29 protein-coding genes are annotated in these 23,672 nt (G+C 37.0%); 4 read left to right on the top strand and 25 right to left on the bottom strand.

The annotated features are described in order from the left end of the window. The first annotated feature begins 52 nt into the window (after positions 1–52). The 3 genes from LV92_RS15765 (at position 53) to LV92_RS15755 (ending at position 3,694) form a co-directional block, all read left to right on the top strand. Entirely contained in the window at positions 53–877 is an 825-nt protein-coding gene (locus LV92_RS15765) for a universal stress protein (protein WP_111624581.1), read from the top strand. A 267-nt stretch (positions 878–1,144) separates the two neighbouring features. After that, complete coding sequence (locus LV92_RS15760; RefSeq protein WP_111624580.1) at positions 1,145–2,413, top strand: cation:proton antiporter; 1,269 nt, start codon at positions 1,145–1,147, stop codon at positions 2,411–2,413. A gap of 51 nt (positions 2,414–2,464) precedes the next feature. Next, on the top strand, positions 2,465–3,694 hold the full coding sequence (locus LV92_RS15755; RefSeq protein WP_111624579.1) for an APC family permease: 1,230 nt from the start codon (positions 2,465–2,467) through the stop codon (positions 3,692–3,694). A 213-nt stretch (positions 3,695–3,907) separates the two neighbouring features. Here the strand turns inward: LV92_RS15755 and LV92_RS15750 are convergent, their stop codons facing one another. From LV92_RS15750 to LV92_RS21820, 6 genes are all read right to left on the bottom strand, one after another. Next, positions 3,908–4,336, bottom strand: coding sequence for a DUF1801 domain-containing protein (locus LV92_RS15750; RefSeq protein ID WP_111624578.1), 429 nt, complete (start codon positions 4,334–4,336; stop codon positions 3,908–3,910). 169 nt (positions 4,337–4,505) lie between these two features. After that, complete coding sequence (locus LV92_RS15745) at positions 4,506–5,252, bottom strand: carbon-nitrogen hydrolase family protein (RefSeq protein WP_111624577.1); 747 nt, start codon at positions 5,250–5,252, stop codon at positions 4,506–4,508. 51 nt (positions 5,253–5,303) lie between these two features. Next, complete coding sequence (locus LV92_RS15740) at positions 5,304–5,861, bottom strand: DUF1572 family protein (protein ID WP_111624576.1); 558 nt, start codon at positions 5,859–5,861, stop codon at positions 5,304–5,306. A 114-nt stretch (positions 5,862–5,975) separates the two neighbouring features. After that, on the bottom strand, positions 5,976–6,410 hold the full coding sequence (locus LV92_RS15735; RefSeq protein WP_111624575.1) for an RbsD/FucU domain-containing protein: 435 nt from the start codon (positions 6,408–6,410) through the stop codon (positions 5,976–5,978). Between the two features lie 125 nt (positions 6,411–6,535). Next, a complete protein-coding gene (locus LV92_RS15730; protein WP_111624574.1) occupies positions 6,536–7,306 on the bottom strand; it encodes an SDR family NAD(P)-dependent oxidoreductase in 771 nt (256 codons plus the stop codon). Between the two features lie 209 nt (positions 7,307–7,515). Further along, a complete protein-coding gene (locus tag LV92_RS21820) occupies positions 7,516–7,680 on the bottom strand; it encodes a hypothetical protein (protein WP_170126342.1) in 165 nt (54 codons plus the stop codon). A 407-nt stretch (positions 7,681–8,087) separates the two neighbouring features. Between LV92_RS21820 and LV92_RS15725 the strand changes: the two genes are divergently transcribed. Continuing rightward, positions 8,088–8,723: a class I SAM-dependent methyltransferase gene (locus LV92_RS15725; RefSeq protein WP_111624573.1), complete on the top strand. Its 636-nt coding sequence runs from the start codon at positions 8,088–8,090 to the stop codon at positions 8,721–8,723. Here the strand turns inward: LV92_RS15725 and LV92_RS15720 are convergent. From LV92_RS15720 to LV92_RS15625, 19 genes are all read right to left on the bottom strand, one after another. Next, positions 8,720–9,298: a Crp/Fnr family transcriptional regulator gene (locus LV92_RS15720; protein ID WP_111624572.1), complete on the bottom strand. Its 579-nt coding sequence runs from the start codon at positions 9,296–9,298 to the stop codon at positions 8,720–8,722. The genes LV92_RS15725 and LV92_RS15720 overlap by 4 nt on opposite strands. A 189-nt stretch (positions 9,299–9,487) precedes the next feature. Then, entirely contained in the window at positions 9,488–10,525 is a 1,038-nt protein-coding gene (locus tag LV92_RS15710) for a serine hydrolase domain-containing protein (protein WP_111624570.1), read from the bottom strand. A 294-nt stretch (positions 10,526–10,819) separates the two neighbouring features. Beyond that, the gene (locus LV92_RS15705; protein WP_111624569.1) at positions 10,820–11,626 is read right to left on the bottom strand and encodes a polysaccharide deacetylase family protein; all 807 of its coding nucleotides are present in this window, start codon (positions 11,624–11,626) and stop codon (positions 10,820–10,822) included. 495 nt (positions 11,627–12,121) lie between these two features. After that, positions 12,122–12,283, bottom strand: a complete 162-nt coding sequence (locus tag LV92_RS22020) for a DUF1801 domain-containing protein (protein ID WP_245946403.1) — start codon at positions 12,281–12,283, stop codon at positions 12,122–12,124. A gap of 5 nt (positions 12,284–12,288) precedes the next feature. Continuing rightward, entirely contained in the window at positions 12,289–12,714 is a 426-nt protein-coding gene (locus LV92_RS15690) for a VOC family protein (RefSeq protein ID WP_111624567.1), read from the bottom strand. Positions 12,715–12,761: 47 nt separating this feature from the next. Continuing rightward, on the bottom strand, positions 12,762–13,307 hold the full coding sequence (locus LV92_RS15685) for a dihydrofolate reductase family protein (RefSeq protein ID WP_111624566.1): 546 nt from the start codon (positions 13,305–13,307) through the stop codon (positions 12,762–12,764). 36 nt (positions 13,308–13,343) lie between these two features. Then, positions 13,344–13,964: a dihydrofolate reductase family protein gene (locus LV92_RS15680; protein ID WP_111624565.1), complete on the bottom strand. Its 621-nt coding sequence runs from the start codon at positions 13,962–13,964 to the stop codon at positions 13,344–13,346. Beyond that, the gene (locus tag LV92_RS15675; protein WP_111624564.1) at positions 13,961–14,380 is read right to left on the bottom strand and encodes a VOC family protein; all 420 of its coding nucleotides are present in this window, start codon (positions 14,378–14,380) and stop codon (positions 13,961–13,963) included. Before LV92_RS15675 ends, LV92_RS15680 begins: the two co-directional genes overlap by 4 nt. Positions 14,381–14,457: 77 nt before the next feature. Further along, positions 14,458–14,835: a nuclear transport factor 2 family protein gene (locus LV92_RS15670; protein WP_111624563.1), complete on the bottom strand. Its 378-nt coding sequence runs from the start codon at positions 14,833–14,835 to the stop codon at positions 14,458–14,460. A gap of 8 nt (positions 14,836–14,843) precedes the next feature. Then, complete coding sequence (locus tag LV92_RS15665; RefSeq protein WP_111624562.1) at positions 14,844–15,236, bottom strand: VOC family protein; 393 nt, start codon at positions 15,234–15,236, stop codon at positions 14,844–14,846. 75 nt (positions 15,237–15,311) lie between these two features. Next, complete coding sequence (locus tag LV92_RS15660; RefSeq protein WP_111624561.1) at positions 15,312–15,893, bottom strand: Crp/Fnr family transcriptional regulator; 582 nt, start codon at positions 15,891–15,893, stop codon at positions 15,312–15,314. Between the two features lie 20 nt (positions 15,894–15,913). Next, positions 15,914–17,890 (bottom strand): right-handed parallel beta-helix repeat-containing protein, encoded by a 1,977-nt coding sequence (locus tag LV92_RS15655; RefSeq protein ID WP_111624560.1) that lies wholly within the window; start codon positions 17,888–17,890, stop codon positions 15,914–15,916. Positions 17,891–18,385: 495 nt separating this feature from the next. Then, positions 18,386–18,928, bottom strand: a complete 543-nt coding sequence (locus LV92_RS15650) for a hemerythrin domain-containing protein (RefSeq protein ID WP_111624559.1) — start codon at positions 18,926–18,928, stop codon at positions 18,386–18,388. A 241-nt stretch (positions 18,929–19,169) separates the two neighbouring features. Continuing rightward, positions 19,170–19,577: a nuclear transport factor 2 family protein gene (locus tag LV92_RS15645; RefSeq protein ID WP_111624558.1), complete on the bottom strand. Its 408-nt coding sequence runs from the start codon at positions 19,575–19,577 to the stop codon at positions 19,170–19,172. Between the two features lie 294 nt (positions 19,578–19,871). Next, positions 19,872–20,366 carry a VOC family protein gene (locus LV92_RS15640; RefSeq protein WP_111624557.1) on the bottom strand — a complete coding sequence of 165 codons (495 nt, stop codon included), beginning with the start codon at positions 20,364–20,366 and terminating at the stop codon, positions 19,872–19,874. Between the two features lie 75 nt (positions 20,367–20,441). Further along, positions 20,442–21,257 carry an AraC family transcriptional regulator gene (locus tag LV92_RS15635; protein WP_111624556.1) on the bottom strand — a complete coding sequence of 272 codons (816 nt, stop codon included), beginning with the start codon at positions 21,255–21,257 and terminating at the stop codon, positions 20,442–20,444. 206 nt (positions 21,258–21,463) lie between these two features. Then, a complete protein-coding gene (locus LV92_RS22180; protein WP_394336285.1) occupies positions 21,464–21,652 on the bottom strand; it encodes a hypothetical protein in 189 nt (62 codons plus the stop codon). A gap of 68 nt (positions 21,653–21,720) precedes the next feature. Beyond that, positions 21,721–22,923 carry a M23 family metallopeptidase gene (locus tag LV92_RS15630; protein ID WP_111624555.1) on the bottom strand — a complete coding sequence of 401 codons (1,203 nt, stop codon included), beginning with the start codon at positions 22,921–22,923 and terminating at the stop codon, positions 21,721–21,723. A gap of 194 nt (positions 22,924–23,117) precedes the next feature. Next, positions 23,118–23,255: a hypothetical protein gene (locus tag LV92_RS15625; RefSeq protein WP_211323003.1), complete on the bottom strand. Its 138-nt coding sequence runs from the start codon at positions 23,253–23,255 to the stop codon at positions 23,118–23,120. Positions 23,256–23,672 lie beyond the last annotated feature (417 nt).

Here is a 23,672-nt window from a genome sequence, read left to right as displayed (position 1 = left end):
TTTGACCCAGGAGTTGGATATTTTTAAAGTATAAACCTAAAACAGTTTTTATATGAGAATTTTAATCCCAACAGATTTTTCAGAATTATCCAAGGTAGCGATCCAGTATGCTGTAGATATGAGCAAGGACCTAGAGGTAGAACTTAAACTACTTCACGTAATAGATACCAGTGCCCCTTCAAGGGCCAGAGTGGGTTCCAATAAGCTTCAAGAGGCTATAAAAGCTAGTTCCGAAAGGGCAATGAAAGAACTTTTGGCATCTATTGAAAAAGATAATACCCATAAGATTGATATAAGCTATGAAATTACTTCTGGTACGTCCATAGGAAAATATGTAGAAACGACCGCGCTTAAAAATGATATCGATATTGTATGTATTGGAACAAAAGGTGCCAGTGGGCTTAAAAAGATTCTCTTTGGTAGTAATGCCGCCAGTATAATAGAGAACAGTAGTATCCCAGTACTGACCATTCCTGAATTTGCCCGATATAAGGGTATCAAAAATATTGTATACTCCAGCGACTTTTACAATCTTGAGAAAGAGCTTGATTTAATTATCCCTTTCGCAAAATTAATGAATGCATGGATTCAAATCCTTCATATAGATAAGGCGGATGAGGGTTTTGAAGGAGACCTGCAACAAAAGGAAAAGAGTTTGATAAAAGATTTTTCCTATCAAAAAATTAAAATGACCGAACTAAAAATCAGCTCCGTTGTATTGGGCATCAATAAGTTTGTGGCCGATGTTGACGCAGATATGGTAATCATGTTTACCCACCATACCAACTTCATAGAAAAGGTATTTCAACAGAGCGTCACCCAAAATACGGCATTTCAAACTAGAATACCACTTTTTACTTTTCAAAAGGAGGCATAAACCTTGAACAAAACATTTTTCCCGTATTAAATAGTGTTACTGTTTTGACCCAGTTTTAGGTATAGGTAGGTGCAGTTCGGAACTAAAACCAATCAAGGATAGTCTAAGTAAAATTGGAGGTTTCGCTTCAGTGAATTTAATGGTATCAAAATAACAGATAAAGGGAAAATTGGACTACCGGAGATATGGTGTTGGCAATCTGCCAAGTGCATTTATGAATGGCACTTAGTATACTCTAATATGACTACAATAGGCTAAAATATTGATATGCATTACCTCAACGAAAGCCACATCCTACTTTTTATTGTGCAGATCCTTGTACTTCTTGGGGTTGCACGAACTCTTGGTGTTATCTGTGAATCCTTAAAGATACCGGCCTTGGCTGGTGAAATTTTAGCTGGCGTTATTTTGGGGCCAACCCTACTTGGACGGGTATCGCCAGACTTACAAAACATGCTGTTTCCAGATAGTGAACCCCAATACATAATGCTGGAAACTGTTTCTTGGCTAGGGGTCTTTTTTCTTTTGTTATCTTCAGGGTTTCACGTAAATGTGGGACATGCGTTACGTAGTGGTCGTTCGTCCATTTTAATCGGCATTGTCGGGGTGTTGTTTCCCATTGCTATTGGCTATCCAATTTTTAGTGCTTATGACCCTATTTATTGGGGAGAAGCAGCTACGGGAATCACCTTCCCTTTATTTTTGTCCGTAGCATGTTCTATCACTGCCATCTCGGTCGTGGCACGTGCCCTGGGCGATCTTGGAATTAGTAAAACGCCACAAGCGTCCCTTGCCCTTTCGGCCTGTGCAATCAATGATATTTTTGGATGGTTATTGTTTACTGTGGTTATCTCATTGGTAACGGCCCATGAAATGAGCTTCATTGATCTGGGCGGTAGGGCATTGCTTGTGATAGTCTTTATTGTTATAAGTATTGCCGTTGGGGCCAAGGTGTTGAATTTTGCGATAAAGCGTGTCGAAGCCACTTCATTACCACAGCCCGCAGCAGCACAGACCCTAATAGTCAGTGTTGGTCTGCTCTGTGGAGCCATCACGCAGTGGATGGGAATTCATGCCATTCTGGGATTCTTCCTTGCCGGTACCATGGCCGGTAGTGCCAAAAGGGTAACAGAGGATCTTCGCAATAGTGTCTCGGATACCTTGCACGCTATCTTTGTACCCCTCTTTTTTGCGACACTTGGTATTAAAATCGACTTTTTGGCCGGACTGGAATTATGGCCAACCCTAATATTCTGTATGGTGGCCATTTTAGGTAAATTTGGAGGGGCCTGGTTAGGAGCAAAATTGGGCAAACAATCCCAACAAACATCTATTTTGATGGGCTTGATCTTTATTCCGGGAGGAGCCATGGAGATTGTGGTTGCTACACTGGCCATTGAACTACAGCTAATTGGACAAGCAATATTCGTCGCTATAGTATTTTCAGCGCTACTGTCCTCAATCCTCGCTGGGCCATTAATTGGAATCCAAGCACGGCGCTTGGGAATTGGGAAAAAGGAAGTCAATCCCGGTTAGAAAGTAATGGAATCACTTTAATCACCTAAAATAAAATGAAAACTTGCAGGCATGAAGAATGAAAAGGAAGAGGTTGGGTTAAAGAAACAACTGGGTACAATGCAAATACTCCTATACGGAGTTGGGACCATGCTGGGAGCAGGTATTTATGTGCTGGTGGGCAAAGTAGCTGGATATTCTGGAACACTGGCTCCTCTTTCCTTCCTTCTTGCCGGGGTTTTGGCAGGATTGACCGCATATTCCTATTCCCTTCTTGCACCGCGGTTTCCGAAAAGTGGTGGGGAGATAATCTATGTAAATAAGGCATTCAATTCAAAACGATTGGCCTCTTTGGTGGGGTGGGGGGTAATATTTACAGGGTTCATTTCCGCTGCTGCCATTCTCAAAGGATTTGTTGGCTACTTGGACGTGTTTATAGAATTTCCCGATGCTATTGTGATCATTGTTAGTATGACACTACTTTGTTTACTTGCCATCCGGGGTATTGGGGAGTCTTTAAACGTGATCGGATTAATAACACTGATTGAGGTAGGGGGGTTACTATTTGTCATTTTTGTGGCAGGTATAGATTTGGAGAAATTCACTTCACAGTTTTCCCAAATGTTCATTATGGCACCTGGTTATGATATATTCGCTGTGTTTCAGGGTGCGTTTCTGGCCTTCTATGCCTTTGTTGGGTTTGAAGATTTGGCAAATGTTGCCGAGGAGGCCAAAGACCCGAAAAAGAGCATGCCTATAGCTATAATGGGCAGTTTGTTCGTAGCCTTGTTCCTGTATATAGCCGTCGCCATAGTCGCCGTGATTGCCTTGCCACTGAACGAACTTATTGCCACCGATGCTCCAATGGCGGAAATAGTTGCGAATAAAGGGCCACATTATGCCTATATTATAAGTATCATTAGTTTGGTTGCTGTTTTAAATGGAGTATTGGCACAGGTAATAATGGGTTCAAGGGTTCTATATGGAATGGCCGGGCAGAACAGCGCACCCAAATTGTTTCATCAAGTACATAAGAAGTATCGTACTCCATTACTGGCCACCATTGCTATAGCCATTGGGATTGTTGTTCTCGCCATTTTTGTTCCTATTGTTGAACTGGCCAATGCTACAAGCTATGTAGTCATAAGTGTTTTTACAATGGTAAATCTCTCACAGACCAAATTGGCCATTAACGATTATGGCAAGGAGAAATGTTGGGGAAACCGGAGGTTTTTACTGCCATTGTTTGCAGCCCTGCTATGCATTGTTTTTCTTGTTTATAAGATACTGGCCGAAATGTAGCACATAAACAACAGGTGTTCAATTAAATATATATTGTTTATGAGTTGTTATGGATAATCAGTTAGGCGCATTCCGATAGCCATCGTGCGAGACCTCATATTAATGCTATAATAGTCTAAAACCTCTCGACTTCCTTATAAGATTAGCATCATTATATTTATAAGTGTTTATTATATGGAGATTACTGAATTTACTTTCTTCTCTCTTAATGACTCAAATTCCCAACGTAATCAATTCCTTTACTTTGTGATAGGTCAATGAAGCTTTAATACATTCCTTCAATTCTTCTTTTGGGATTGTCTGATTTAATTGAAAAACTATGGCCCGTTTACCTTCGTATTGAAATTTGTGATTGAAAACCAATCTAAATGTATCTACCAACCTACTTGTGCAATGAAAATACATGGCGTACTTATCGGGTGTTTTTTCTTTCCAGTCCATGCGCAAGGTACTACCATCTTTGGTTACAAAACTTGGTTCTCCCCATTTCAGGGTTTCTTCCAGTTTGTAAACTCCTTCGGTTTCTTCCGCTGTTTCAAGAACCAATTCCCGTAACGCCTGCATCTTTTCCCTAACAAAATCAGGATAGTTTGCAAAGACCTCATCTACTTTAGGGTTAGTTTTTACTTTTACGTTACCCATTTTATTAGCTTTTTATTTTTGCTGTTTGTAAACAACTACTGACTAATATTAATTTGGAAGTAAGTTACGGTTTTGTCTGAATATATTAAATAGGGAGTAACTTCCGCTAGTCTGATCATTTATTAGAATTGAAAGTATGTTTTGACATTCTAATTTTAGGTAACGTGATTTAGTTGGAAAGTCTATGAGCCTGGTTTACAGAATAGGTAGATTTTGATACCGTATCATAGATTAACAATCCCTCGCTTTGGCTATCGAGTTGTCCGATTAGAATTCCGTTAGCGTCCCAGATGGATGTTTGTCCCGCACTCAGGGAATTATTACAATACCCGATGCAATTGACCATTAAAACTGGCATTGAATATTTGTCCGCTATTTTCGGATAGTCCGTATTCGCTTTTTCCATTCCCGCTTGTGATTTCGCTACGCTCGCCAAATATATTTCTGCTCCCATTCCATGTGCATTTTTGGAATGTTCAGGCTGTAAGGATTCGTAACAAATAGCTAGGGCAATTTTCGAGTCCTTAATGGCCAAAATAGTCTGTTGGGTTCCTTCATTAAAGTACGGCTTTTCGTCCGGATGCAGAATTTGTTTGGAATAAGTTTGTCGTGCTTGCTTGGGCTGAAAAATAACCATACTAATTAAAATCTCGGATTCCATTTTGGTAGGTATACCAACACCAATGGCAATGCTGTTTGTGTCGCTAATTGCTTGAAATACGTCCAATCTCAGATCATTTTGGTCGGTCGCAAAATCTTTTGCGAGTTCCGGTTCGTAGTTTAACAAGGATAATTCAGGGAAAATGATCAAGTCCGTTTTTTCGGAAACGGCAAGTTCTATCCACCTTAAATGGTTTTGGATATTGGCCTTTATATTTCCTTTTTCCGATTTTGTCTGTGCAACACAAATTTTCATTGTATTTGTTTTTTCGAAATTAATTTTCCAACTAAAGTTCCTTTTTTGGTTTTAAATTATGTCGTCGGAGAAATGTCCTTTGTGCTTTCCTTTAGAAAATTTCCCATGGTTAAATTCTGTTGATCTTCCTTTTGGAATAGTCAAACTTTTCCATTCACTTCCTTTGATCATTTTGCCTATATAAACTATTTGTCCAATGTGATAGGAATAATGGGCCAATTGTCTATTTATCGCCTCGATTATTGAATGCTCTTGGTTCCTGATATAAACCTTGGTGTCAAAATTTTCTTTATTAATAGAGGCTAGTGCCTCAAACAGGCAATTCCATCCATCATTCCATTTTGAAAGTAGTTCAACTTTTGATTTTATTTCGGATTCAAATTCCGAATCACGATTACGCCATTCCTTTTCTCCGTCCGTGGTTAAAAAATCTGTCCAGCGCGATTTCATGTTTCCCCAAAGGTGGTTGACCATAATTGCTATGCAATTGGACTCTTCGTTATATTGCCAAAAGAGGTCTTTTTCGTTTAGTTGTTCAAGGGTTTTCTCTCCAAGGGATTTGTAATACTCAAATTGCTTCCTTACGCTATGTAGATATTCAATTTCCATAATATTTTTTCAAATTGGCTATCCTAATTTCTTAAATGTGCACATTGTTGGTGAATGGGGTTTTTTCTCACTTAGATCAGAAAGCTCATTTACTGTTAGCTGAGCGTCAAGTTCCTAAAAGTTAGTTTCTTCGGCCATTTTTACAACACCAACAATAAGGATCAAATTGGCGAAGCGGCGCTGTTCACCGGTTTGAATAATCAATGTGGTGGTAGGTTCCCTGATTTTATCGTAGAAAGCCCAGCGTTCCATGCTTTCCCAACTTACATCACCCAATAATTTTTTATAAGCATCGTGTATTTCGGCGCTTGCTTCTGCAGGCTTTTCCATGACGATAGCACCTTGAACAGGGCAGACTTCCAGAATACCTTCAAGCACCGTGAGTGCGTCCAATAGTCCCGGACGAAAGTTGAGGTGTACAGTGGTGGAGTTTGGACCTGTCATGGCAGCGACCGGTAAATTTCCGTCAGCAATGACTACTTGTGCAAAATGCCCTGAACGGGCAAGCACTTCCATGATTGTAGGATGTATTACCGGAGTCTTTAACATAAACTTATCCTTAAAAAAAAATTAATATTAAAACACGGGGTGTTATTTAGCTCCCAGTATTTTCTGTTTTTCACCTACCTCTTGCATTTGGTTAAGTTTCTGGTCACGTTCAAATTTAGCACGACCTACATATTGTAGACGCCGCCATTGATGTCCAGGGTAGCACCGGTAATAAAGCCGTCGTATTCGGAAGCCAGAAATAATACTGCCCGCGCCACGTCATCTGCGTTACCTGCTCGTTGGATTGGAATACTTGCCGTTGTTGCAGCCGCTGATTCTTTTGTCGTATGAGTGTTGTGAAATGAAGTACCAAGGATAAGACCTGGAGCAACCGCGTTGACCCGAGTACCTTGAGGTCCCAATTCGGCTGAGAGTGCCCGCGTAAATGTAAGGATAGCACCTTTGCTGGTAGAATAAGCCAACGATCCCGGGTGACCTCCTTTTCGCCCGGCAAGTGATGCCAAATTAACAATACTACTATTGTCATTTTTGGCTAGAAAAGGAGCCGCAGCTCGTGTTACGAACATCATGGAGGTAAGGTTTATATCCATTACTTTGTGCCAGAATTCGGCCTCCATTTCGCTCAGCATTTTACGGGCAACAAGTGAACCTGCATTATTGATCAGTATGTCCAGACCACCAAACGCTTTTACTGTTTTTTCCACCAATGCATTCGCATCGGCCTCCTTTGTTAGGTCACCACTTATAGCAACCGCCTTTTGTCCTTTACCAATTGCATATTCCGCTAATTGGTCCGCGGTATCGGCACTGGAAAAATAGTGGATGGCAACATTGGCTCCACTATCAATGAAGTGTCTGGTGATTGATTCACCAATACCTTGGGCACCAGCGGTGATTAGAATGTTCTTTCCTTTTAATTTATTATCGTTTTTCATTTTGTTCCAATATAAGAAGAGTTGATAATCGTAGTGAAATTAATACTTGTCACTTTGAACTGCATACTTTTGCTTGTACAAATATAAAACAACAAGGTACGTAATTTCATATTGTTGGCATCGTCATGGCAATGATTTTGGTATTCGAATCGCTACAGATAATGCTTATAAGCCCGTAAGTATATTAGCATCCAGGCTTAAAACAGTATTTAGTTTTCGACCTTGCCCTGCACAGTGGTAAATCCAATTTGTCCCAAGCTTGTTTCTGCATTTTTGGCAAAAACATGATCTTGGGCATCTAAAATTTGTTTAAAAGGTACATTGCCGACGGTAACAATGGCAATAGCACCTTTTAGTCCAATTTTTTTATCCATTTTGTATTTTTTTCAAAACTGTACACAACTGGCACGGCAAGGTAGGCCGACAGCGGTAGGAGTAGTGGGGTGGGCTTATTACCAAAACAGATACTATCAATTAACATTGCTCTATGGCATTATTCTTCCTTTTTTCATTTCTTGACTATAGTCAATGAATAAGGTAAAATGAGAACCTAAATTTGTAGAAATGATTTTCTAAGCAACATAAAACTATGAATTTAAAGGTAAAATTATCGATGATTTTAATGAACGTTTCTTTGTAGAACCGGCGTACGCACTTAAATATTGGCCTATTGATACTAACTTCCCTTGAGATTTTGAAAAAATAGAAGAAGGAAAACCAAAACATATATTTGAACCAAGTTTAAACTTTGGCTTTAAATTCTAATTTAAAAAATAATGAAATGAAAAGTTCAGAACATTTCTGGAACAAACTATCCGAGAATTATGATAAAAAAGCTATGGATAATGCCTACAATCTAATTCTAAGCAAAAGTCCAAAGTATTTTAAAAACTTTGATACTGTTCTCGATTTTGGTTGCGCTACCGGCCTATATGCTATCGAATTTTCCAATAAGGTTAAGGAGATACAGGCTTTTGATATATCATCTAAAATGATAAGTGCAGCAAGAGAAAAAGCACTAAATAACCAAATTGAAAATATTACATTTTCGCAAACAACCCTTTTTGACAAAAATTATAAATGCAAGAGCTTTGATACTATTTTAGCCTTAAATATTCTATTGTATTTTGAAGATATTGAAAAGGTTTTAAATCGAATGAATGACTTACTAAAAGCAGGGGGTTTGATTATTACTTCAACGGCTTGTTTAAAAGAAAAGCGGACATTTGTAGGGGTATTGTCCGGCAGTATAATACTCATTTTGAAAAAGCTGAAAATTCTCCCTTATTTAAAATTCGTAACAATGTTGGAATTGGAAGAAATGATTACGGATTGTGGTTTTAAAATAATTGAGACGGATATCTTAATAGATAAACCAGCTACAGAATACTATGTTGTGGCACAGAAAATTAATTAATCCATTGTAGCAATTCTACTCCGAATCCGACTTAGGGTTTCTGACTTAATTCCAAGATAGCTTGCTATTTGATATTGAGGTACTCTATTTATTAGGTCGGGCCTTTCTTTCAATAAATTTAAATAACGACCTTTTGGAGTTGATTTTTTAAAATCAGTTAGTTTTTCTTGACTTGCTCCTAGTATTTTTTCCATTTCCACACGACAAACTTCACCAAATCGAGGGAATCTTTTATATAATGCAGTTTCTTTTTCAGCGTTCATAATGGCTACAGTAGTATCCTCAGTACAAGTAAAATAACATTTAGAAGGTTTGTTATTGGTCATGCTGTCAAAATTCACGGCAGATTGAAATTCAGTATAAAACTCGGATGTTATTTCTTCACCATCGTCAATTGAATATTCTCTTATGCAACCTTTTATTACTACAAAAGCATCTTTGGCAATTTGCCCCTGTTTGAGCAAACTTGTGCCTTTTGTATACGTTCTAATAGGAAAAGCTTCTAAAATCCCTTGTTTTTCATCATTGTTCAAGTCAATAAAACCTGACATCATTTCCACCAATGTATTTTCCACTATGTACTAATCTTTTGATTTGTTGGGTTAAGATATTGATTTATGTTTTTAAAGTTGCGATACTGGCTGGACAAAAAATGAACGGTGCCATGGAAGAGTACACTTTGCCGCTAATGGAAGCAGTCCGTTTGGTGACTAATATTGTAGTTTTTACCATATTGGGATAAGGAAATATAGCGATAGCGGGGACTAGTTTTTATTTTTAATTATTTTCACAATTCTGCTATACATTACTTCCGATAAATTCCAGTTGTAACCTTCAAAGTTCACCGTATTTGTAAATTGAATGATCACTGCATCAATGTCGTTATGATATTTGGCGATGGTTTGATAGCCTGGAATCAAACCCGTATGTTCATACTCGTAAATTGAGGTGTAGATTTCCTGTTCTTCTTTATCTTTAAAAACAGTCCCTTCATTTAAGGCTCTTATAAATTTACCAAGATCTTCGGCGGTTGCCAACATTGAACCAATATCATCCGTTTTTAGATCCATATCATAACCTACATAGTAACCGCTCATTACATCATCCATATTTACATCCTGGATGGAACCATAAGTGTGTTTTAGTTTCAATGGTGTCAAAACCTCTTTTTGAATGTAATGGAATGTGGCGTATCCCAGTACTCGGTTCATTATTTTGTCGAGTAATAGATAGTTTGTGTTTGAATATTGAAAATCTTCACCGGGTTTAAAATTGGCGGGCAAATCCAAAACCAAAGCAAGATTCTCATCTGCCGTTTCCTTAGGTGCCACCCAGTACATGTAAGTATCAGTGTAATTTGGAATACCACTTTTGTGCCGAACCAACATACGCAAAGTAATTTTATCTGCATATTCTATTCTTCCTTTTAATTCGGGCAAATAATCAGCTAGTGTTTTCTCCAATGATAATGTCCCATCTCGTACCAATTTAGCGACAGCCACAGCAAAATAAAGTTTCCCTACACTGGCTATTTTAAACAAAGAATGTGGGTCCGCAGGGATTTTATTTTCTCTGTTTTTATAACCCGCAGCATAAAATTCAGGTTTTTCGCCTTTTTCATCCGCATAAACAATAATTCCATCAAATCCATAATCGGAAGCCATATCCACTTGCTCCTGTACTGTATCGGGTAATGGAGCTATCCACGCTTTTACTATAGGCCATGGAACAAAGTATAATGAGATTATTGTTCCAAGAAACAAAAGGATTCTAATTATTCGTTTTGATTTTTTTATAGTCATACTGTTTCTAGTACAATTCTTTCAAATCAGCAACAGCAGCCCCGGTTTACGACCGGACTGTGGATTTAGGAATGCCGATTTGTAGGCTTAACGGGTTTATTGTGGATACTAATTTAGTCTTTTTCTAGAAACCGGCTATTTATCCGAATCGCAGTTGAAATATACTTTAAAAATACACTATGGTTTTTAGACGGCACAATTAGAAACTAAATAAAAAGGTCTTAAATGAAGAGCCAATGCAATCATAAAGTGGATCTCTTGTCGTAAACTGTTCAATTATCCAATCTCACTGATTTATTTAGTCTTGTCTGATTGCTTGGCTATATATGCTGTAACATTGTAAAAGGTATCTACCCAATAATCTTCTTCGTTTTCTTTAAGGTAAATTAATAATTCCCGTAAGGCTTCATTGGATACGTTTAAGTAACCACCTCCAACACTATGAAACATAAAAGTGGCAATAGTGCCTTTTTCTCTTGCCTCTTTTACATAATCAATCAATTCTTGACCCGTATGACTGTCTACATACCAACTTGGCATAAAATTGAGGTCAATATTCTCCATAGTGTCCGGTATGGGCCCATCACTTCTAGCTGCAGAAAATAGTTCTTTTACCACATCTATGTAGGTTGTATCGCCCTGTACTGTATAGTTTGAGCAAGTATAGCCATAAGTTCTATGGCTTTTTCCATCAACAGCCTTAAGTAGGGTGTTGGCTGTATATAATTCCATACGCATTTGTTCCAAAGTATAATTGTTTAGGTCATATTCTGGTGTAACCCAATCAAATAACCTACCATCACATGGATGAAATAACGAATGATTACCTAGTTCATGTCCGTTTTCAACAATTTTTTTCCATTCAGAAGTGCGATTATGTAAAGATTCTTTATTTCCGGGACAGTAAAAAGTGGCTTTTACATTTAAAGAGTCCAATATAGGTATGGCGTTATCCAGATGGGAATCTAGACCATCATCAAATGTTAAACATACTGCGACTTTTTTATTTTCAGGCCATTTGAAGTTCTTATTTATATCCTGGGAATATAAAAATTCGGAAGTGACTGTTATAAGTAATGCACAAATGAATATATTTTTCATAATTATATTTTATTATTCAATATTTTAAATGATGTTTTTATCCTAAAATACTGACAACGGTTCATTATATGGTCATTGGTGTGGGCAGGAGGTAAGTTAGTAAAAGAAACTGAACAATAGGTATGTGCATAGGATTTTAAGAGTACACAGAGAACTTGCAACCCTCCCCCGCCCGAATCGGTACGGTCGGGCGTACCTATTCGGGCAGGGACCATGCCAAAAAGCATGGCAAGCGCGAATGATTATGTGGGGCTGGTTAATTATACGCGTTGTTGATCAACCTTATTACTGCTTTAATAATTCCATTCGATAGGCAACCATACTTTCTATCAACTCTTTGGGGAGCGATTTGTTTAAAGGAAATTGAACAGATCCTTTGCCTTTCTTAAAGTTGCTTAGCTCTGAATTAAATTTTTCTATGGTAGTTGGGTGAGGATAAAAACCAACGTGTGTTTTATATCCGGCAATCATAATTTGTTGCTCTCTTTTTCCACCTTAAATCAATGCATAAGCTGGAATATTATAATTAAACAATTCGGTTGCCTCAGGTGCAACCTTTAGAATACATTGCTTTAATTCAAGTAATGCCTGTTTGGTTTTTATTGGTTGGGATTCAAAGTATTCTTGAACTGTTTTAAAGTTATCCGTTCCGCTCATTATTATTAAGAATTTATTAGTTTTTCTATATCAAACTTTTTCATTTTCATAAAGGCCTCCATAACATTTTTTGCCTTTTCAGGATTGCTCAAAAGTTTTGGTAAAACTGTTGGCACAATTTGCCAAGAAACCCCAAACTTATCTTTTAACCAGCCACAATTACCTTCTTTTCCTCCCTCGGAAGTTAATTTATCCCATAAATGGTCAATTTCTTCTTGGGTTTCACAATCAACAACAAGGGATACGGCTTCATTAAATTTAAATTCGGGGCCACCATTTAGTCCCATAAATTTTTTGCCGTTCAATTCAAATGTTACCACCGTCTGATTGTCTGCTGTAATTTTTGAATTTTTAAAGATGGAACAATAAAATTGGGCCGCTTCTTGCGCTTTTCCATCAAACCAAAGGCAAGGATATATTTGATTTTTCATTTTTATAGTTATTAGGCTTACTTGCGTCCGATAAACGAATTATTTCATTATTTCGGTTTATAGTAATGAATTACTGCACCTCCTTTAAAGGTTTTAGTTTTTATGAGTTTTAGGATAGTCCTTTCTTTTATGTCTTCAAATAATGCCAGACCTTTTGCTGCAATTACTGGATAAATACACAGTTGGCATTCATCGATCAAATTAAGATTCATTAGTTGTATAATTAAGCTGCGACTGCCTACTAAAATGTCCTTACCTGCTTGTTGCTTCAGCACTTCCACTTCTTCTTTTAAATTACGATTAGCAACTGTTGCGCTTTTCCATTCAACACTTTTCAAGGTGTGCGAAAAAACAATTTTTGGAATTTTGTCAATAGCCAAAGCAAAGTCGTTCATTGATTTGACTTCTGAAGGGGTTTCCAAAAATGGTCGCCAAAATTCCATAAGTTTGTAAGTTTTTCTACCATATAAAATTAGGTCTCCCTGTCCTAACAGTTCAGTATAATGTTGATGTATTTCCTCATCAGGTATTCCGGCCGTATGGTCGCAAATCCCATCCACTGTCATATTGATTGCCGCAATTAGTTTTCGCATATTTCGGTTTTTATATCAATCCCAAGTTGCCGGTTTTTATTTTTTCAACAATTTGTATCTCAAGTGGGTTGTTAGGTCAGATGGAATTACTTCAGCAATTTGAATTTTATACTTGTCTTTTTCTATACCGTCAAATAGTCGGATTCCGCTGCCCAAAAAAATTGGAGCAATATGAATAAAACATTCGTCAATAAGTCCCGCATTTAGAAATTGCTGAATAGTATTTGCGCCACCCTGTATTCTAATGTCCTTTCCTTTGGCCGATTTTCTTGCTTTTTCCAAGGCACTTTCTATTCCATCATTAATGAAGTAAAAAGTAGTGGAACCCTTTTGCACCCATGGTTCCCGTTTTTCGTGTGTGAGTACATAAACATCGGCTTCATATAAATCTTCTGCCCAAACGACTTCGCCTTCTTCAAACATGCGTTTCCCCATAATGTAAGCTCCTGTTCTGGCGAACACATCGTCTATTAACTTGGAGTCTGCCCCGTTTTCTACGCCACCTTCCATTTTGATGTGTTTCCAAAATGCTTTTTGTTTAAACATCCATTGGTGTAGTTTCCCTGATACACCACCCATGGGGTTTTTTGGACTTCTGTTATCACCTGCGAAAAAGCCGTCAAGTGATATTCCGCTATCAAAGATAATTTTGCTCATTGTTTGTTTTTGTTATAGAGTAGATTGTACTTGTGTCCGTCCGGATCGGCAAAAACGCAAACATAATATCCATTTTTATCATAAAACTCTTTCCGGTCAATGTTGGAATCAAAGTGGATTTTTCCGCCAGCTTTTTTAATTTGTTTCACCCATTGGTCATACTCGGATTGTGTTTCTGCTGATAATGAAAACATAATTTCGTTTCCTGTACTCAAATCGGACAGTGCACCTTCCATACTTTCTTTCAATTTGCCCTTTTTGAAAAAGTGAATAATAAAATTGTTATCACCAAAAATGAAGCTCACCAATTCTTCATTTGGTTCTCCGTTTAATTTAAATCCTAATTCGCGATAAAATTTTTGGGTCCTAGCTATACTTTCTACACCTAAATTAGCCCAAATCATCTTTGTTTTCATTGAGTTTAGAATTTACAGCCTTGTTAACCATTCACTTATTTTGTAGGTCAATTATAGGTTCCGTTTTGCGCTCTGTATTAAATCTGGATTAGGTATGATGTTATTGTTTTTAAATCTGTTGACTTTGTATTTTTAAATTCGTAAAAATCCGAAAAGGCATATTCTTTGCCATCATCCATCTTCATTACTCCATTTACTGCTCCTTCTTTACCATGGGTAACTATTTTTTCAATAATGCATTCTGACACCTTGTAATCTGCCATTTGTTGTATTGCCTTGGCAAACGCTTCCTTTCCTTCAATGACCTTATTTCCTACCATAGTCCAAACAATGTCGTCAGTAACATTTGCTGTTAAAAATTCTGTGTTTCCCTTACCGAAAGCCACATTGAAATCCTTGAGGAATTCTTTTTTTGGAGAGTGGCCACAATCTGTTTTTATGGTTATTTTAGTCATTGTGATTTTTATTTCATGGAGTGTATTCCAATCATATTGCCTTCAGTATCTGTTGCAAGTACCATGAAACCATAGTCACCAAGTGAAAGTTTGGATTTAAAGACACTTCCTCCTGCTTTTGCAATTCTAGCTTCTTCAATACTACAATCTTCACTCATAAAATAAACAATAGTACTGTTGTTTCCTGCTTTAAATCCATCCATTTTTACCAAAGCACCAGAGGCGCTGTTCATAGATTCCATATTGCTAGGGAAAAACAACATCTTCATAGAATCCTCTCCAGTATCTGGCATAGGCAATTCGTTTAATTCCAATTTAAAAACGGTTTCGTAGAATTTTCTGGCTCTCTTTAGGTCGTCAACATAAATTTCGAACCAAACAACTGGATTTTCATTTTTCATTTTTAAATTATTTTAGGATTAATTAATATAAATTTAAAAAATTCAAAATCGATGTCACTTGTCATAAGACAAGATTTATGTATTCAAAGAGATTTCTTTTCTTATTCTACTTAAGGACGTATCGGTAATTCCTAAATAAGAAGCTATGTATTTTAAGGGAACTTGTTTGATGATTTGTGGTTGTTCATCAATGAGTGCCAAATATCGGTCTGTTGCACTTTGTGTAAGCATATGAATAGAGCGTTGTTTTGAAATAAAAAGTTGGTTGGACATCCAAGTTCTTCCCCATTGGGTAAATCCAGCTATGCTGTTGAACAATTCTTGAAAAGTGATAAAATCAATTTTCCAGACAGTTCCATCTGAAAGCGCTTGTATATTTTCTTTTGAAGGGATGCGAAGAAATAGCGAAGCAACTTCAATTAATATTTGGTTTGAACCAAAAAAATTAGTGGTAATTTCATTTCCGTTAAAGTCTATGACATAAGATCTGAACAATCCATTTTCTATTAAGTAATATTCATTGCTAGTTTTTCCTTCATTTAATATAAGTTCATTTTTAGAAAATTCAACTTTGGTATGCGAATCCATTAATGTTTTATAATCTTCTTTTTTAATTGAAGGATGGTTGTAAATTTGTTCAAAGAAAATTTTGCTCATCGTTTGTTTTCAACAATTTTTTACCAAACCTTGTATGTACCTATTCCTTCCTTGATGTTTTCAAAGGGTCCAGGTAAGGGTTTTTCCAGGTTTCTTTTATTTCCTTGGAAATCGAGATCAAACAGATAGGGCATTCCATCAGGATTCTCGAATATCGCTTCGGATATAATGGTTGTACCCAGTCTTTTGGTGGTAACTGGTGTGGTAATCGAATTAAAAATAGAAGTGTCCCAATCCATTTTTAGATATACTTCATCCCCTTTTTCTTCTAGTGCAATTACAGGTTTCCAAGCCTGTGTTTCTATAAAATCTGTTTCTTTTTCAGCTGGTTTTGCATTATTATAGTAAATGTTACCGTTGGCCACATTTTCAAACTCGGCTATTTTATACCCATCCAGTCCATAAAAAGTAACCACATTTTCTTCTGTACCCAAGGTGGCAATTTCAGGTTTTACGAAAATGTTGTTGAAAAAACGATTATCACCTAAGTTGATGTTCCTTAATCCTGCTAATTTCGTCGAGTGCGGTAAGTGATAGGGAGAAGAGCGATCCAACACTTTGCCTATCTCGACTCTACCCATGAAAAGATTGTGAACGAACGCACCCCCCTCGGACCAGTCTCGTAACGAGGTCTCTGACAAACAAATATTGTTGTCCATCAAACACGGTCCATGGTTCATTTCGGTGAACAAATCCTGTATAGTGTTATCGTATAATAGATTGCCAGTTATTCTAGTGCCTTGGGCCATCCAATCCACCCAGATACCTCTACCGGCATTATGGACCCTGTTGTTTTTAATGAGCATGTCAATGGCCGCGTGGATTTTTATTCCCGCCAATTCCGCACCTTCAAATGTTCTCTTCGTCCATATATCGTAAATATGGTTATTATAAATTTCGCTAAAAACAGCGCCTAGGCTGCCCACGATTCCAGCCTGTCCACAATCAAATATTACATTGTTCCGAACAAGGTGGGAGCCTATTTTTTCTTTGGACCATCCGATGTTCAGGGCCTTGAAAATAACCTCGTTATAGTGTGTGGCCCCGTCCTTTATCGGGTTGTTCAACCAAACATTTTGCCCGGTTGCCCTATCTTTTCCTAGGGTAATACCGACCGCTTTTGAGTTGCTGATAAAATTGTCCTCGATGATCCAACCTTTACTCCAATGTGTGCCGATCAAACCGATCTGTTCGGCAGTAGGCGCTGCCCACTGTGTTGCTGCCTGGTCCATAATAAAACCGCGTACTGTGATATAATCCACTCCAGTCTTCTCGGGATAAAAACAGCTTTCCCTTGCATTGATCTCCACCAATTCTTTGTTAGGGTCGAATTTTTGAAAATTAGCCCATATGGTTGTATTTTGTGTATCCACTTCTGAATACCAAGTGTAGATGGAGGCCTCTTTATCCCTTGAGTCGGGATATGGCTCCGAAGTAAAAACATCTTTTAACGACGACTTTTCATACAATGATTCGCCATTAAGAAATACTTCACCCGTATGATGTTCCATCCCTTTTTTATCCAACCAATCCCCTGTAAGCAAATCTGAATATGGATTATAGTCCTTAAAAGTAGTATTGGGTATTTCTGCTTTCCAAACGGAACCTTTTACCTTTTTCCAATTCGTAACAATCTCCGAACCTTTGATGATCACTTTCTCGCCAGGAGCGGCTCGATAAAGAATTCTGTTCAAATTATTTGAACCACCGTTCCGTGGGGTTACCCGTTCCCTATAAATTCCTTCGTGTACGGTAATTGTATCGCCTGGCATAGCTATTTGTGCAGCGGCGGATATGGTCCTGAACGGTGAGTTAGATAATCCAACAGACTTATCATTACCAGATTTTGCAATATGGTATTCATGGGGTTGGGCCGTTGAATTAATAGGGGTAAACAATGCAAATAGAACGATGGCCGTAACACCGATTATGGGAATGCCGCTAGTACAACTTCGAACACTTAAACTTCTGATTCTGGAGATCTTAAATTTTTTCATTTTTATGTTTTGAAAGATTAAGATCGTCTACTGTATATTACAATGACAAGGACAAATTACGCCATTTTTTATTACTATAAAATTTTAGGTTACCAATTTCCTCAAGCGATTTTCCTTTGGTTTCAAAAAGTTACAGCGCTGACAAGAGGGTAACTGGCCCACTTTATAATTCAGGCGGTCGATCGGGGGGTATTTTATTTTTTTGTCCAAAGCTAAATTGAATATTTCCCTAACGGGTAATTTTCACTTTAGGACAATATAAACTTGTCTGACGGTAAGCAGGTAAACACCAACCTATTAATTTACCCTTAAAGTCCCCATTAGGTTTAGGTTTTGTTGTGTAACATTATATTTCCACCACCTCAATGTCCTTATTTTTTAGTCCATTTTTTAATTCCGCTATATCCAATTTTAATTCCTGCTTCAAGAAGATTTTGTGCATTTTATCATATGGCTGTGTACTACAAAAACATATTCTTTCCAAGGAATAAACACCTAATTAACCTCTAAAGATTTAAGTTTTAAATATTCTCCAATTAGTATTGCTGTAGGGAAAAAAACTTCTTCTTCAGTCTTTGCATGTTTTTGAAGTTCCTTTTCCAATTCCATAATTTCAGGATGATCTTCATCTTTAGAAGCTTGTACCAACTCATTCATGAATGCTTTGATTAATTGATGCTCCGCGTTCATATGGGCCCACTGAGATTTAAATTTTTCACATAATTCTACAACTTCTATACTATGTTCTGGCAATTCCCCATTTGCTAATTGAGGCAATAGTCCTAATGGGGATAGTACATAATCTTCTTCTTCGGCAAAATGATGCTGCATAAGTTCTTTGAGTTTGATTGCAACTAGACCTGTACTGTCTTGAAATAAGGTCATTTTTTCAATTTTGTCAAGAAGGTATTTGTGGTCTTCTTTTATAGATGAAGGAACTTCTGGCTTACCATAAAATTGTGTAATTGTATTATCTTCCTTATGTCGGCAATGACAAAAAAATAAAACAAATAGTGGTATTATGAATGAATATTTCAAAATTTTATTCTAAATATAATGTGCTATAATTTAATAACTTAAGAATTACATTCTTGCTGCCAAAAATAAAAAATTCAATTACAGCAAATTTCGATTTATTACCCATATAGTTTATGTGTAAGGAGGGCTGCGCCAGCCTGCGGTAGGCCGTCGGGTAAATTACATAAATTGTGGTACTTTCGCATGCCACCCTTTTTAGGGTGGTTATTTTTTAATGAATTATCAATCGATACAATTAAAATCACTTTTCAGAGTCTGCCAACTTCTTAGTATCAACAAATTGCTGAAAGGCCATAATTTTCCCTCCATCATTTAGGGTCCATAGATGAGCCGCTTGCGCATTATAACTCTTTCCTGTTGCCTTTACTTTAGCATCATATCTTAGAGTAGCTAAGACCATGTTATCGCTCATGCCATGGACTTTTGCATCCTTTAACCCAAAGTGTTCGTGGTTGGCTCCAAGACGTGCAAATACTCCTTCTAAAATTGCATCTGGGCCAATGTAGGGGTTGCCATCTGCAAGCGAATTACCTTCGGCTTCGTTCCATGCGATTTTTGGATCCATCAATCCCAAAACAGTTGGCATATCGCCAGTTGAAAAAGCGTTGTACAGTGAGTCAATAATTTGAACGTTCTGCTTAGTTGTCATGATTTTGGTTTTTGTTGTTAATAAAATTATCAAAGATGTTGTTTCATATTATGTAGCCTATATTCAAGAGGGGGCATAATGAAGCACTAAAGTTAGGCTATGGGCAGCTCGGGGATTTTAACGTAAGCCTTTCCGTTTAGCACATAGCAAAAGCCTTATTTTTTGTTTTTAAATTTAAAGATAAAAACTCAAAATAAGGCTTTTGTTGACTTTGATTTGTACAACTACCTCTCAGCAAGGGCCAAAGCCCGTATTGCTTATGGATTAATGTGTGTTCGTTCTTTTTTGCCGTGTTTAGTTTGGGGAATTTAAACCAAGCTTATTTCCTTCGGTATCTATAAACAAAGCAAAAAACCCACTTTCATCGGCATGAGCTGTTTTCGGAACAATAATTTGTCCGCCATTGTTCTCGACTTTATCAAGAATGTTCTGAAGATTATCTCCTCCATTTAGATATAGGTTTACTCCATCAGCAGAGGGTATGTAACCTGCTGCTTTCATAATAACGCCCGTAACCATTTGTTCTTCATATGGGAATATTCCCATTTCCATTCCCGGTATTTCCATTTTTTCAATGTTAATGTCCAAAATTGCTTGATAAAAGCTGACTGCTCGTGAAATATCCGTTGCTGGAATTTCAAAAAGGGAAATAAAACTTTTCATATCGTTTGTTGTTTGTGTTACGTTTGAATCAATTTCCTGGTTCTCTATATTTGATTTGTCTTGATCTTTACAGGCTATAATGCAGAAGGAAAGTATAACCGCACTTAATAGTATTGTCTTTTTCATATTTGCTGTTTAAGTTCACAGTACAAATATGAAATTTTGGTGAAGTCTAAAATTGTAAAAATGCGACACTAGTACTTATTGATAGAAGAGTGTTGAAAGAGCCATATTTTCGTTACCTAAAAATTCCTTCGGATTAATTCCCGTAAACTCCTTAAAGTCTTTGATGAAATGGGCTTGGTCGTAATATTCACTTTCGTAAGCTATTTTAGTTAAGCTTTCTGTGTCTTTGTTAAGAAGTATTTTTAATGCGGTTTGTAATCGAATTACTTTGCCTAATTGTTTTGGACTAACACCAATTTGTTTTTTAAAATTTCTTTCGAGCTGTCTTCTTTTTGATAAGTCTTCTTTAAGAATTGTTGTTATCGATTCTGTTCCCTTTGATGACAAAAGTGCATCAACGGTCTGTTTTACAATATGGTCTATGGTTGTTTTATCTTTCAGCTTTTCTAAAAGAAAGTTTTCTATGATTTCAATTCGTTGTTTGCTGTCTGTTGCGTGAATAATTTTTTGTTCTAATTCTTTGGCAATATTTTCTCCGAACAATAATGCTATTGGTGTTTCTTTATTTGCCAAATTTTTAATGGGCGTAGTAACGAAATTGGCAAATCCGTAAGGATAAAATCGGATTGCGAATGTATCCACATATCCAGTTGGTTCAATATAAAATGGTTCAATGGTTTGTCCAAGTACCATTGCACGGGGTTGTAGGATAAATTCTTCTTGCGAAGTATAACGCTTTATGTCGTCCCCAAGAATAAATGCCATTTCAATACAGCCATCAGGTATAATGCGTTGTCTTTCCGTATCATTTTCGGCAGGAACTTCTAAGGACCAATAACAGCTTACTAGAGATTCCAAATCTGGATGTGGTTGGAATGTTCGATAGTTCATAGATCTTTAGTTTATTTAAAGCGTTTTACCACGTTTATATATATGGAAAGTTGCGTTTTTGTTTGCAAGGATTTTCTGTCCTGCCACGCTTTTTAGCGTGGAGGTAAATCAGATGCAAGCAAAGTTGAACCTACCTATTGGTTAAGCATTAAGCTAAGCATTTTTATACATTGTTAGCCTTTCGTTATTTGTTGGTTAATTCATTCTTAATCTAAATTAAAGTCATGGTCTTTGGGTAAGCCTACTTTATTACTAAACGGATTCCAGGGTGGGTCGCCAAATAAACTTTTAAACTGTGACTCATTAAGGATTTCTAGTAATGAAGCATCTCTATTATCTAAGGCTAGCTCCAGCCATATAATAGCTTTATCCTTTTCTCCCCAACAGGCATATATATGCGCAATATTGGGCTATGTGTTGTTGCCAAATTTATCAATAATTTGTTTTAACACTGTATGCACAGTTACTCATAATCAGGATTACGAACGTATATTCTTTGATTACCACTAAATCCGTCAACTTCCATTGCGGTCTTATCTGCAATAAATTCGAGCTGCATGGTTTCCGATTCCAGCATTTGCATTAAAAGGACACCTCTTGGTATTTGATCATCAATATTATCAAGCGAGTATAATTCGTAAGTTCCATCAGGGTTTCTTATTAAATGGAGTTTTGGAATTAATTCATATTTAACTATTCCAAATGCAACATTAACTTCTTCAGGTTTGGGATTATTACCTTTTATCCACGAATGTGAGTACGTGTTAGCTATATCAGGATCATGGGCTGGTAATCCATCGAGAAGGGCAATTCTTTGTGCATATATATGATCATATCCGATTGCAAAATAATTGGTAGCCTGATCCTTACCTTCAAATTTATCCTTAATATACCAATTTCCAGAGATTGTTCCTTTTACGTCAAAGTCATTTTTCCCTCCATAGGGAGGAAGTGCTCTAACATTTTTACTCAAAAATTCTGCTTTTACAGGGTTCTCGTCCTTATAGTAATCAAAAATGTCTGCAGCATATAAATTTTCAAAATAGGCCAATTCTGGATAACAAAATGACTTACTATCCGCCACTTCTAAATCATGAATGCCAATATCTAAAGCTGATAATGGCGAGATGTAGCCAATAATCTGCCCTGATTTTACTTCAATTTCAACATCTAGAGGGCTACCTTCTATTACTGGCCCTGTTTGATCCAATATAAAATTAGCAAATCTACCCACATGACCAAGTTTGGCACTTATGGTTGTACTATACTTCACGGTCATGAATAAATCACCTCCACTGGCCCCGAGTTCTATAACGACACCATCGGCCATAGCATAAATCGGCGTTTTTGGTTCATCTACCCCATATTCAAAGTGAATAAAGCCACCATGATCTTGAGGGAACACCCCCATAAATCCCATAGGTTCATAAAAAGAAGCTCCATCTAAATCCATGGGTGGGAAGTCGAAAAATATTTTACCTTCGGGATAATTATATCCCACCTCTTCTTCCATCTCTTCTTCCATTTCTTCTTGCATGGGTTCTTTTGGATCATCCTTACCACAACTCCATGTAAAGAATAAAAATGTAAAAACCAATATCAAAGAGATATGTATTTTGTTCTTGTTGGTAGAGAAATGTGTAGTTAAGTGAGTTTTTGTTATCATGTCATTAATTATTAGTATTAGAGAAATTTAATGTTTCTTTAGGCTAACATAGTTTCATATGTAGGTTAACGATCTCGGCTCGTATGTTTAGTTGCGGTATGATATCCCAGCCTAAGTGGTTGGTAGGGATTTCGGCCAGCACATTAAACATACTGAATATACGTGGATTTTCCGAAGGGAAAATCCGCCAACAATTAATTATGGGTGTTATTATCTGCTGGCTTTTCTCTTTTCAATTCATACACAAGGCAAGCCGTTCCTTCAAATTCTCTTTCCTCAATGAATTCAAATCCCAGCCTCTCATAAAACCTTAAAGCTTTATCGTTGGACATTAGAGGGTCAATCAATATACAATCTATAGATTTATCCTCACAATTTTAGATAAAGCTAATCTTGCTGTTCCCTAATCTTTTAGTTTCATTTTTCATTTTTGCGCAAGTATTGAAAACAACCATTTGATAAATTTTAAAAAAAGCAGAAGAATAGGATGAAACATTATTATCAAGAATATCATGGCGGACTCATTGGAACCTGGGATCTGCCTGACCTGAATTATTATTTGAATTAAAATGCCGCTAAGAATGAGATATAGTATAGAATAACCCAAAATTCGAAAAAAATAACCCCACCCCGCATCAATAAACAAAACAAGTATAGAACTGAAGATAATATAGCAACCAAAAACAATACCTCCAATGTTCCACAAGCTTTCAGCTTGGTCTTTACCAAAAATCAAAAGCGACAAGACA

Origin of the sequence: Arenibacter echinorum, assembly GCF_003259375.1 — a bacterium.
Taxonomy (GTDB): Bacteria; Bacteroidota; Bacteroidia; order Flavobacteriales; family Flavobacteriaceae; genus Arenibacter; species Arenibacter echinorum.
The sequence above is the reverse complement of the archived record's forward strand: the minus strand, read 5'-3'. Positions and strand labels throughout refer to the sequence as shown.